Here is a 12,068-nt window from a genome sequence, read left to right as displayed (position 1 = left end):
CGGGCTCGTTCGGCACTGCAACCGAAGCGCTATCGGCGCATCATTCCACCGATAGTTGCAGGTGCAACTGTGAGCGCGCCATGCCGCCCTCTTGCGCATCGCTTGCCGCATCGCGATCCGACTGCGATTGCGGCGCGAGACGCGCGGACTCGATGCGATCGAGATAATCGGTCGTCACGTCGCCGGTGATGTAGTTGCCGTCGAAGCATGAGGCTTCGAATTCGTGCAGCTTCGGGTTGATGTCGCGGATCGCGCTCTTCAGGTCTTCCACGTCCTGATACACGAGATAGTCCGCGCCGATCATGCGCGCGACTTCCTCATCGCTGCGGCCATGCGCGACGAGTTCGCCGCGCGTCGGCATGTCGATGCCATACACGTTCGGGAACTTCACCGGCGGCGCGGCGGACGCGAAGATCACCTTGTTCGCGCCGGCATCGCGCGCCATCTGCACGATCTCGTGCGAGGTCGTGCCGCGCACGATGGAATCGTCGACGATCAGCACGTTCTTGCCCTTGAACTCGATGCCCATTGCATTGAGCTTCTGGCGCACGGATTTCTTGCGCACCGCCTGGCCCGGCATGATGAAGGTGCGGCCCACGTAGCGGTTCTTGAAGAAGCCTTCGCGATACTCGACACCCAGTTTCGCGGCCACCTGCATCGCGGCGGGGCGCGAGGAATCGGGAATCGGCATCACGACGTCGATCGGCACATCGGGCAGCACGCGCTTGATCTTCTCGGCCAGATAGTCGCCCATGCGCAGGCGCGCGTTGTAGACCGGCACGCCGTCGAGGCACGAGTCCGGACGCGCGAGATACACGAGCTCGAAAATGCACGGATTGAGCTCGGGCTTCTCGGCGCATTGATGGCTGTGCAGGTTGCCTTCGGCGTCGATGAAGATCGCTTCGCCCGGCTCGACATCACGCACGAATTCGAAGCCGATACCTTCGATCGCCACCGATTCCGACGCGACCATCCACTCGACGCCCGTCGACGTTTCCAGCTTGCCGAGCACGAGCGGACGGATGCCGAACGGGTCGCGGAACGCGACGAGCCCGTAGCCCGCGATCAGCGAGACGATCGCGTACGAGCCCTTCACGCGGCGATGCACGCCCGCGACGGCCTTCCACAGCGCGTTGGCATCGAGCTGCAGACCCGAGCTGGCGAGCTGCAGTTCGTGCGCGAACACGTTGAGGAGCACTTCGGTGTCGGATGCGGTGTTGATGTGCCGGCGGTCGATGCGGAACATCTCGTCCTTCAGCTGCATCCAGTTCGTCAGATTGCCGTTATGGGCGAGGATGATGCCGAACGGCGCGTTGACGTAGAACGGCTGTGCTTCTTCCTCGCTCGATGCGGAACCGGCGGTCGGATAACGCACCTGACCGATGCCCACATTGCCCGGCAGGCTGCGCATGTTGCGCGTGCGGAACACGTCGCGCACCATGCCATTGGCCTTGTGCATGTGGAAGTTATTGCCGTTCGCCGTGGCGATGCCCGCCGCGTCCTGGCCGCGATGCTGCAGCAGGAGCAGACTGTCATAGATCAGCTGATTGACGGGACTTTGGGAAACTACACCTACGATGCCGCACATGGCATGGTCCTTCAAAGAGTCGAAACGGGTAGACAAGGCGTTGGCCGGCTCCGCCGACGCTTCTCCCGACATCCAGCCAGAATCAGGCCGGGTCGAGCGGTCTTCGAGCCGTCGCGCGGTCCTCGTGTAGCAAGCCGTTCGTCTATTGTGCGGCGTCTGGCGCCAGGACGCTCGGATCGGGAGCGACATGCACGTACGCGGCGAGCGTATCGGGGAGCAGCGGTTTCAATTCGCGCACGCCTTGCTCGGCCATCGGCCGCAGCAGCGCATTGCGCCAAAAATCGTTCTGAGGCAGTTCGGTCAAGCCAGCCAGGGCGACCAGAATCACTACCAATATAGCCCCTCTTACGAGGCCGAACAGCAGGCCGAGCGAGCGGTCCACGCCGCGCAGGCCGGTCACTTCCGTGATGCGCGTCAAAAGCGCCGACAGCACGCTCGACACGAGCAGCACGGCCGCGACCACCAGCACGAACGCCACCAGCCATTGCGTCAGCGCCCCGCCCGGCCACGTTGCCGGAATATAGGGCACGACGAGCCCGACGAAGCGCCCGGCGATCAGAATGGCCGCGATCCAGCCGACCAGACCGAACGCCTCCGCCAGCAGACCGCGCCACATGCCGCGCAGCGCGGACAGGCCGATCACGGCCATCACGGCGTAGTCGAAAGCGGTGAACATCGAATCTGCTTAGTTCGATGCCGACCGCGAGCCGCCGCCGAGACCGGCCTGGCGTACCTTCACGAGCGCAGCCTGCGCCGATGCGCGATCCGGGAACGGTCCCGCCCGCAGCAGCGATTTGGTCGCGCCGTCCGAAAGCTTGCGATGTTCGAGATATGCGGGCACGCCCGCGGCTTTCAACTTGTTGACCCAGTTCTGCGCGGCGGTTTCGTCGTCGAACTGGCCGATCTGCAGCACGAAGCGGCTGCCCGCCGGCGACGACGGCGTGTTCGCGGCGCCCGCGGCCGCGTTGGCGGCAGTGTTCGCGTTCGCTTCCTCGGAAGGCTCGGCAGCCGGCGGCTTCGCGTTCTGGCTCGCGACGGCGGCGGGTTTCGACGGCTTCGCTTCGGGCTTGGCTTCCGCCTTCGCTTCGGGCTTGGCCTGTTCCTTGGGTTCGGGCTTGGTTGCTGCCGCGGCCTGCGGCTGCGTCACGCCAGCGGCAACGCTGCCCGATGCGCCCGCAGGCGCATCATGTGCGACGCCGGCTTGCGTGTCGGCGTCGTTCGCGTCGCGCGACTGCTTCGCGGCGGGCGCCGGGCGATTGGGAATGTCGATGGAGATATCGTCGGTGACGGGCTTCGGCCGCGAATCCAGCACCATCGGCAGGACGATGACGGCGGCCAGCACCAGCGCGATGGCGCCGACGAGCCTGCGCCGCGCGCGCTGCTTTTCGGGCAGGGTGGGATCGAGCATCATCGCGTCGGCGTCGGTGCGTTCGCTACGGTCGGACCTGCGCGTGCGGCGTTCCGTGCGGACCGTATGACGCGAGCCGCGCGGGGAATCGGAATATGCGTCGCGACCGGAGTCGTCTTTCTTGCCGAACGAAAAGAGTCCCATGTATCGCTTGGTGCTGACGGCCGACCGTCTAGGTGATGCTACTCAATGATGCTGCGATTTGCGGAAGGCCATGACGCCGGCCACCGTGTAGAAACTGCCGAAAACCAAAATTCTATCATTTTCGGACGCCCGGCTTAACGCATCTTGAAAAGCAGCGGCAGGCGTTTCAAAACGAGAAACGCTGCTGTCCGGGCCTTCGTTGACACCGGCATCGCGCAACGCGTGTTCCAGTTGCTCCGCCGATGCCGCGCGCGGCGTGGGCAGCGCGGTGACGTTCCAGTGATCGATCTCGCCCTTCAACTGCTTCACGACGCCTTCGATGTCCTTGTCGCCCATCGCGCCGAATACCGCGTAAGTGTACGGAAAATAGCCCATGTTGCCGAGATTTTGCGACAAAACCGCGGCAGCGTGAGGATTGTGCGCAACATCGAGAATGATTTGCGGCTTGCCCGGCAGCACCTGGAAGCGTCCCGCCAATTCCACGTTGGCAAGCCCGAGACGGATGTCCTGCGCCGAAACCGGCAGCCGGTCGCGCAGCGCTTCGAGCGCGGCCAGCGCCGCCGACGTGTTGATCAGCTGATTCGCACCGCGCAGCGCCGGATACGCCAGCGCCGAGCGCCGCTGCTCGCGGCCGATATAGCTCCACTGCTGGCGCTCGTTGCCCGGCTGCGCCTCGTAGCGGAAATCGCGTCCCACGAGCCACAAATCCGCGCCGATCGCTTCCGCGTGATCGATGAGGCTCTGCGGCGGCGAAGGATCGCCGCACACCGCGGGCTTACCCGGCCGGAAGATGCCGGCCTTTTCGAAGCCGATCTTCTCGCGCGTATCGCCGAGATAGTCCGTATGGTCGATATCGATGCTCGTGATCACCGCGCAGTCCGTATCGACAATATTCACCGCGTCGAGACGCCCGCCGAGCCCCACTTCCAGAACAACCGCATCGAGCCCGCGCGACGCGAAGAGATGCAGGATCGCAAGCGTCGTGAATTCGAAGTAGGTCAGCGAGACCGGCTCCGGCAGACTCACGCGCGCCTTTTCGACCGCCTCGAAGTGCTCCAGCAGATCGGCATCCGATGCCTCGGCGCCGTCGATGCGCGCGCGCTCGTTGAACGCCAGCAGATGCGGCGACGTATGGCAGCCGACGCGATAACCCGCGCGCAGCAGGATCGTTTCGATGATCGCGCACGTCGAGCCCTTGCCGTTCGTGCCGCCGACCGTGATGACCGGGCATGCGAAGCTCAGGCCCAGCGCGTCCTTCACGCGCCCGATGCGCGCGAGGCCCATGTCGATGCCGACCGGATGCGCTGCTTCCAGATGAGCAAGCCACGCGTCGAGAGTGGGAAATGTGTTCATTTTCGAGATCGAGAAAGCAAAAACGCCGCGCGGAACCTGAGTTCACGCGCGGCGCGGCGCTGCCTATCGTTGACTCAGGCGACCGAGTCGGCGGGCTGCCGCGTCATCAGCGCCATCAACTGGGCGAGTTCTTCGCGCATCTTGCGGCGATCCACGATCATGTCGATCGCGCCCTTTTGCATCAGGAATTCGGCGCGCTGGAAGCCTTCCGGCAGCTTTTCGCGCACGGTCTGCTCGATCACGCGCGGGCCGGCGAAGCCGATCAGCGCCTTCGGCTCACCGATCACGACGTCGCCGAGGAACGCGAAGCTCGCGGACACGCCGCCCATCGTCGGGTCGGTCAGAACGGAGATGAACGGCAGCTTCGCATCGGCGAGCTTGGTCAGCAGCGCGGTGGTCTTGGCCATCTGCATGAGCGAAAGCAGGCTTTCCTGCATGCGCGCGCCGCCCGAAGCGGTAAAGCAGATGAACGGCACGTTCTGTTCCAGCGCGTTGCGCGCGCCGCGCACGAAGCGCTCGCCGACCACGGAGCCCATCGAGCCGCCCATGAACGAGAACTCGAAGCACGCGACGACACACGGAATCGTGTGGATCGCGCCGCCCATGACGACCATCGCGTCGGTTTCGTCGGTATCCTCCATCGCTTCCTTGATGCGATCCGGATACTTGCGGCTGTCCTTGAACTTGAGCGCGTCGACCGGCACGACTTCCTGGCCGATTTCGTAGCGGCCTTCCGGATCGAGCAGGCGATCGAGCCGCTCGCGCGCGCCGATACGCATGTGATGGCTGCACTTCGGGCAAACATGCAGGTTCGCCTCGACGTCGTTGCGATACAGCACCGCCTCGCACGCCGGGCACTTCACCCACAAGCCTTCGGGAATGCCCTTGCGGCTCTTGGGATCGGTTTGCTTGATCTTCGGCGGCAGCAGTTTGTCGAGCCAGCTCATCGTTTTTCCTTGACTGATCGGGGGCGCCGCGCGGCGCTCGAAAGCGAGCGGAACGCGGCGGCGCGTATTTTACTGTGCGGCGTCGAGCGCCTGACGAATTTCGGCGATGAAGCTCGTCAGCGACGCGGCCGCGGTGTCCGGCTTCGCGTCCTCGAGCAGTTGCACGAGACGGCTGCCGATGACCACGGCGTCCGCGACATCGGCGACGGCGCGTGCGGTCTGAGCGTCGCGGATGCCGAAACCGACACCGACCGGCAGAGGCACATGCGACTTGATGGCCGGGATTTTACTCGCGATGCTGGAAACGTCCAGATTTGCCGCGCCGGTTACGCCTTTCAGCGAAACGTAGTAGACATAGCCGCTCGCGATCTTGCCGACCGCCGCGACGCGCTCTTCCGTCGACGTGGGCGCGAGCAGGAAGATCGGATCGATGCCGGCCGCGCGCATCGACGCACCGAAGTCTTCGGCTTCCTCGGGCGGGTAATCGACCACCAGCACGCCGTCGACGCCGGCCTCCTTCGCGGCTTTCGCGAAAGCTTCGGCGCCCATGCGCTCGATCGGATTCGCGTAGCCCATCAGCACGACGGGCGTCTTGTCGTCGGTTTCGCGGAAGCGCGCGACGTCGGCGAGCACGCTCTTCAGCGTCACGCCGCGTGCGAGCGCGCGCTCGGACGAGCGCTGGATCACGGGGCCATCGGCCATCGGATCGGAAAACGGCACGCCCAGCTCGATGACGTCCGCGCCGCCCTTCGCCAGCGCGTGCATGAACTCGACGGTCTGCTCCGGATTCGGGTCGCCCGCGGTGATGAACGGAATCAGCCCTTTCTTGCCCTGCGCGGCCAGCGCCGCAAATGTGTTCTTTATACGGGACATGAGATTTCTCGTAGTCGTATTCGTTGGCGTCGATGCCATGAGCGCATCTGACGCGATCAGCGGCGAAAAGGCGCTATTCGGCAGCTTGCGCGGCTTCGGGTGCCGTCACCAGCGCCTTGCGGCGTGCGCGTTCCGGCTTTTCCGGCTGCAGGCGCGCGGCGCGCGCTTCGGCGATCCGGCTCTCGGCAATCGCGCAGTAATCCGCGTTGATCTCGTAGCCGGTGAACTGGCGGCCGTGACGCGCGCACGCGACGCCCGTCGTGCCGCTGCCCATGAACGGATCGAGCACGCGGCCTCCCGGCGGACAGCTCGCAAGCACCATGCGCTCGACGATCTCCAGCGGTTTTTGCGTCGGATGATCGACGCGTTCCGCGTGCTGCCTGTGCAGCCGCGATACCGACCAGACATCCTTCGGGTTGTAGCCGAGCTCCAGCCACTTGCTGCCTTCGAAGATCTTGCGCGAGCGCGCCTTTTTCGTCTCTGCGTCGTAAGGGATGCGCACCGGATCGAGATCGAAGTAGTAATCCTTCGATACCGCGAAATAGCCGATGTTGTCGTGCACTGACGTAAATTTGCGCGTCGTTCCGCCCATGCTCGGCACGCGCCGGTCCCAGACGATCTCGTTGATCATCAAAAGACGGCGTTTCAGGAACACGAACAGTTCGGGCGAGTATTGCCACGTGCAGAAGATGTACAGCGAGCCGCTCGCCTTGAGCTTCGGAATCGCCAGATCCAGCCAGCGGTACGTCCACTCGAGAAAGGCGTCGCCGGACAGCATGTCCGAATCGTTCCCGTAATCCTTGCCCAGGCCATAGGGCGGGTCCGCGACGATCAGATCGATCGACGCGTCGGGAATGGTTTCGGCATCGACCAGGAAGTCGCGGTTGCGGATGTCGCTGCCGGCGCCCTGGAGAGCGCCGACGGACAACGGCTCGTCGATGACGGTGCGCATCTATCGGAGGCTCAGAACTGGATGCCCGATCGCTCGGCGACCGTGTGCATGTCCTTGTCGCCCCGGCCCGACAGATTGACGAGCAGCACCTTGTCGCGCGGCAGCGTCTTGGCGAGCTTCGCACCGTAGGCGAGCGCGTGGCTCGATTCCAGCGCCGGGATGATGCCCTCGATGCGACAGCAGTCGTGGAACGCCTTGAGCGCTTCCTCGTCGGTGATGCCGACATACTCCGCGCGGCCCGCGTCCTTCAACCACGCGTGCTCCGGACCGACGCCCGGATAGTCGAGCCCTGCCGACACCGAATGCGTCTCGATGATCTGGCCGTTCTCGTCCTGAAGCAGGTACGTGCGGTTGCCGTGCAGCACGCCGGGGCTGCCGCCCATCAGCGAAGCCGCGTGACGGCCCGTATCGATGCCATCGCCCGCCGCTTCTACGCCGATCAACTTGACGTCTTTATCGTCGATATACGGATAAAAGATGCCCATCGCGTTCGATCCGCCACCCACGCACGCGATTACCGCGTCCGGCTGGCGGCCAGCCATTTCCGGCATTTGCACGCGGCATTCGTCGCCGATCACACGCTGGAAGTCGCGCACCATCATCGGATAAGGATGCGGACCCGCTACCGTGCCGATGATGTAGAACGTGTTCTCGACGTTCGTCACCCAGTCGCGCATGGCTTCGTTGAGCGCGTCCTTGAGCGTCTTCGAACCGGATTCGACCGGCACGACCGTCGCGCCCAACAGCTTCATGCGATAGACATTCGCCGCCTGGCGACGCACGTCCTCGGCGCCCATATAGACCACGCATTCCATGCCGAAGCGCGCCGCGATGGTCGCCGTCGCCACGCCGTGCTGGCCCGCGCCGGTTTCCGCGATCACGCGCGGCTTGCCCATCTTGCGCGCGAGCAGCGCCTGGCCGATCACGTTGTTGACCTTGTGCGCGCCCGTGTGATTCAGATCTTCGCGCTTCAGATAAAGCTGCGCGCCGCCGAGCATTTCGCTCCAGCGCTTCGCGTGATAGATCGGCGACGGACGGCCCACGTAATGCTTGAGCTCGTACTCGTATTCAGCCTGAAATTCGGGATCTTTTTGAGCTACCTCATACGCGACGCGCAATTCGTCGAGCGCGTGGATGAGCGTTTCGGAGACGAACACGCCTCCATATTGGCCGAAATGGCCTCTTTCGTCTGGCAAGTTGTACATTGCGTCACTCCCTCGGTTACGCGAGCCGGCAACGCGGCTCACGTTCGAATCACCCGGCATCCGCCTCGCGCACCGCGCGCACGAATGCCGCCATTCGGGCGGGATCTTTCACGCCCTTGGCGCCCGGCACTTCGATGCCGCTCGAGACATCGACCGCGTACGGGCGCACACGCCGAATGGCGTCACTGACGTTTTGCGCGTTCAACCCACCACTCAAAACGGCCCGATGCCCGAGATCTGTTGGGATAAGTGACCAATCGAATACCTTTCCACCGCCGCCGAAGCCCTCGACGAGAGCGTCGAGCAGAAGACCGCCTGCGGCTTTGAACTTGAGAGACGATTCTATCAAATGGCTTGTGGACGCATCAGCCCCAATTCGCAGCGCGCGCCAATAGGATAAACCCGCAATTGCCGCGAGTTCCTCGCATTGTTCGGGGGTTTCGTCGCCATGGAATTGCAGCAGGGACAGCGGCACGTTCGCCGTGACTTCGCGAATCCATTCGGGCGTCGCGTTGACGAACAGCCCGACCGCCGACACGAGCGGCGGCACGTGCCGCGCCAGTTCGACCGCCTGCGCGACGCTCACCGAGCGCGGGCTCGGTGGATAGAACACGAAGCCCACGGCGTCGGCGCCGAGTGCGACGGCGTGTTGCACGTCCTCGACGCGCGACAGTCCGCACAGCTTGATGCGGGTGCGATGCAAATCTCGTTGGTTCATTTAGGCTCTGCCCAGATTGCGCTCCAGGGCATGGCGGCGATATGCGGCGGCGGCACCGCGAAGTGTTCAGGATAACCGACCCCGGCCAGATACAGCCCGTCCGGCATGAAGGTCGGCGCGGCGGCGCGGCGGTCGCGCGCGGCGAGCACATCCGCCATCCACGTCGACGGATGACGGCCTCGCCCGATCGCGACGAAGCATCCCATCAAATTGCGCACCATGTGATGCAGGAACGCGTTGGCGCGAAAGCGGAAATGGATGAAATCGCCCTGCTCGCGCACGTCGATTTGATAGACGTGCTTCACGGGCGTCTTCGACTGGCAATCGGCCGCGCGGAACGACGAAAAATCGTGCGCGCCGATGAGACACGCGGCCGAATCGCGCATCGCGCCGACATCGAGCGGCGTGTGCACCCAGCCCGCGCGTTTCGCCAGCATGGGTGAACGCACCGGATTGACGTACAGAACGTAAAAATAAGTGCGTTCGAAGGCCGCGAAGCGCGCGTGAAAATCGTCGGGCATCGGCTTCGCCCACTGCACCGCGACGCTCTCCGGCAGAAACGCGTTCGTGCCGCGCACCCACGAGAACTCGGTGCGATCGAGATCGGTATCGAAATGAACGACTTGGCCGATACCGTGCACGCCCGTATCCGTGCGCCCGGCCACGACGGTCGAAAGCGGCGTCTGCGCGAACTCGGCGAGGGCGCGCTCGAGTTCGTTCTGGACCGTCTTGCCGTGCGGCTGCGATTGCCAGCCGCAAAACGCCGAACCGTCGTACTGAATGCCTAAAGCGATGCGCATCTCAGGAATGCGGCGCGAGCGTCGACAGCAGCGTGGCGGCCTGCGGGCGCGTCGCCGGATCGTTCGATTCGATCACTTCCTGAAGCAAGGTGCGCGCCCCGGAAAGATCGCCCAGCTCGATGTATTCAGCCGCCAGTTCGAGCTTGTTGCGCGCGATCGTCGCCAGTTGCGCAGGCGTCAGCGCGGGCATCGATTCGGTCGAGGTCGACGCCGGCCCGAGGTCGAAATCGAGGCTCAGCGGGCCGAATTTCGTCGCGCCGAGACCCGCGACCGACGCCGCGCCGGCCGTGCCCGCCTCGATCTGCGAAGCCACCGACTGCAACTGCGACTGCGCCTGCTGCGCCGAAGCGGGCCGGCTCACCGGCTGCGGAACGAACGGCGCCTGCTCGATCGGCTGCGCACCTGCCGGCGGCGGCTCGAACGCTCCGGACGGCGCGCCGCCTGGCGGTGTCGCCGGCTCGGTGGTGGCTGGCGGCTTGATGCTCAGCTCCATGCGCGGCGGCAACTCCATTTCGAGCGAGCCGAGCGCCTGAATTGCGTCCTGAGGAAACTTCGGCATCGGGAAACGATGCGCGACCACGGGCTCCTCGTCCGGCGCGATGCCCGACCGCTCTGCTTCCCGCGCCGCTTCCTCCTCGACGTCGCGTTGCTCGGCTGCGCGCTGCTCGGCGGCCTGCTCCTCGGCGGCGCGCGCCTGAAGCTCGCGCAGCTCGGCCTCGCGCGCGATGATTTCGCGTGCCGCAGCCTCGCGCGCCAACGCCTCGCGCTCGGTCACCTGACGCATCTCGGCTTCGCGCTCGGCCATGTCGCGCGTGAGCGCTTCGCGAGCGGCGGTTTCGCGCGCGCGAATTTCGCGCTCCTCGGCTTCCCGGGCCGCTGCCTGACGCGCCGCGGCCTCACGCTCCTCGATTTCCCACTTTTCAGCCTCGCGGCGGGCCGCTTCGCGCGCGGCAATCTCGCGGGCGTGCTGGTCATGCTGCTCATGGGCCTCGGCTTCGCCTGCCGGCGCGACGGGCGGCGGCGGAACGAAGTCGGCGTGACGGGCGGCGGGCGCGACGGGCGCGAACGGCTCGTCGCGCGCCGGGTCTGCCTGTGCGGCCGGTTCGGCAGGCTTCGTTTCGATCGTCGGCGGCAGTTCGTTCCCGGAGGATGAGGCGAGCGCTCGAGGCGCGTCCGCGTTTTCGATGCTCGCTGCAGCCGCGCCCAACCCGGACTGATCGCGCGCGATGGATGCACCTTCGGGATTGGCCGCCGCGCCTGCCGTTCGCGTCGCCGCCGCGGCGCGCGCCGTGCGCAGCGCTTCGTTGCGCCGGTCCGCGTCCGCTTGGGCTTCTTCGAGGCTCGAGAACGTCCGTGGCGCGCGATCGGCGTCGTCGTGGGTGCCGGTGGCCGCGCGCCGCTTGCCGCGTCGCATCCCGAAGAGCAGAGCACCGATCACCACGATCACGGCACCGACGATGAACGGCGTGAGCCCGATGACCGCAGGCGCCATACCGGTGCCGCTGGCCGTCGCAGGCGCGGGTGCCGAGGCCGCGCTCGAAGGCGCCTGGGCCGAAGCCGCTGCTTCGGGTTGAGGCTCCGGCGCGCTCGCTTGCGATTCGACCGCCGATGCAGGCGCCCCGGCCGCCGCCACCGCCGCCTCGCTTTCGGATGCAGGCGCAAGCGGCGCCGGAGCGCCGCCGGAAGCGGCCTCGGCCGTGGCAGCGGGCGCGCTTTCCTGCGCAGCGGGCGCCGAAGCCGCGCCTGGCGCGGCGCCGCTCAGATCCGCGGGCACGTTCAGCACCGCGCCGAGCTTCAGCTTGTTGATATCGTGACTGCCGAACGCGTTCGGATTGGCATCGAACAGCGCACGCGCCGCACGCGCGCGAACGTCGCGATCCTTCGAGCCGGTGAGCTCGCCGGCGATATCGCTCAGCGACTGGCCTGGTTTGACCGCGTAGGTTTGCCCTGTCGGCGTATTGCTCGGCTGGGCGAGCGCGTCGCCGGGATTCGCCCAGAAGATCGCGCAAACGGCGAGACTTGCCGCGGCGAGCGCCGCACGCGACGACGAAAGGAAAGACCGGCGAGGTCGTTGGATCAT

At 65.6% G+C, this 12,068-nt stretch carries 11 protein-coding genes; all 11 read right to left on the bottom strand.

What is annotated here, in order from left to right:
- Window positions 1-40: 40 nt before the first annotated feature.
- Window positions 41-1,588 (bottom strand): amidophosphoribosyltransferase, encoded by a 1,548-nt coding sequence (purF, locus tag AWB78_RS30690; protein ID WP_062610389.1) that lies wholly within the window; start codon window positions 1,586-1,588, stop codon window positions 41-43.
- 142 nt (window positions 1,589-1,730) lie between these two features.
- A complete protein-coding gene (locus AWB78_RS30685) occupies window positions 1,731-2,264 on the bottom strand; it encodes a CvpA family protein (protein ID WP_062610388.1) in 534 nt (177 codons plus the stop codon).
- A 9-nt stretch (window positions 2,265-2,273) separates the two neighbouring features.
- Complete coding sequence (locus AWB78_RS30680) at window positions 2,274-3,140, bottom strand: SPOR domain-containing protein (RefSeq protein WP_062610387.1); 867 nt, start codon at window positions 3,138-3,140, stop codon at window positions 2,274-2,276.
- A gap of 42 nt (window positions 3,141-3,182) precedes the next feature.
- Window positions 3,183-4,493 (bottom strand): bifunctional tetrahydrofolate synthase/dihydrofolate synthase, encoded by a 1,311-nt coding sequence (gene folC, locus AWB78_RS30675; protein WP_062610386.1) that lies wholly within the window; start codon window positions 4,491-4,493, stop codon window positions 3,183-3,185.
- Between the two features lie 74 nt (window positions 4,494-4,567).
- The gene (accD, locus tag AWB78_RS30670; protein ID WP_062610385.1) at window positions 4,568-5,440 is read right to left on the bottom strand and encodes an acetyl-CoA carboxylase, carboxyltransferase subunit beta; all 873 of its coding nucleotides are present in this window, start codon (window positions 5,438-5,440) and stop codon (window positions 4,568-4,570) included.
- Between the two features lie 69 nt (window positions 5,441-5,509).
- A complete protein-coding gene (trpA, locus tag AWB78_RS30665) occupies window positions 5,510-6,313 on the bottom strand; it encodes a tryptophan synthase subunit alpha (RefSeq protein WP_062610384.1) in 804 nt (267 codons plus the stop codon).
- Between the two features lie 73 nt (window positions 6,314-6,386).
- A complete protein-coding gene (locus tag AWB78_RS30660; protein WP_062610383.1) occupies window positions 6,387-7,265 on the bottom strand; it encodes a DNA-methyltransferase in 879 nt (292 codons plus the stop codon).
- A gap of 11 nt (window positions 7,266-7,276) precedes the next feature.
- Window positions 7,277-8,470 carry a tryptophan synthase subunit beta gene (gene trpB, locus AWB78_RS30655; RefSeq protein ID WP_062610382.1) on the bottom strand — a complete coding sequence of 398 codons (1,194 nt, stop codon included), beginning with the start codon at window positions 8,468-8,470 and terminating at the stop codon, window positions 7,277-7,279.
- Window positions 8,471-8,519: 49 nt separating this feature from the next.
- Window positions 8,520-9,188: a phosphoribosylanthranilate isomerase gene (locus tag AWB78_RS30650; RefSeq protein ID WP_062610381.1), complete on the bottom strand. Its 669-nt coding sequence runs from the start codon at window positions 9,186-9,188 to the stop codon at window positions 8,520-8,522.
- On the bottom strand, window positions 9,185-9,988 hold the full coding sequence (truA, locus tag AWB78_RS30645) for a tRNA pseudouridine(38-40) synthase TruA (protein WP_062610380.1): 804 nt from the start codon (window positions 9,986-9,988) through the stop codon (window positions 9,185-9,187). The genes AWB78_RS30650 and truA overlap by 4 nt, the downstream gene beginning before the upstream one ends.
- 1 nt (window position 9,989) lies before the next feature.
- Complete coding sequence (locus AWB78_RS30640) at window positions 9,990-12,068, bottom strand: FimV/HubP family polar landmark protein (protein WP_082883478.1); 2,079 nt, start codon at window positions 12,066-12,068, stop codon at window positions 9,990-9,992.

Source organism: Caballeronia calidae (assembly GCF_900044055.2).
Classification (GTDB): Bacteria; Pseudomonadota; Gammaproteobacteria; order Burkholderiales; family Burkholderiaceae; genus Caballeronia; species Caballeronia calidae.
The sequence above is the reverse complement of the archived record's forward strand: the minus strand, read 5'-3'. Positions and strand labels throughout refer to the sequence as shown.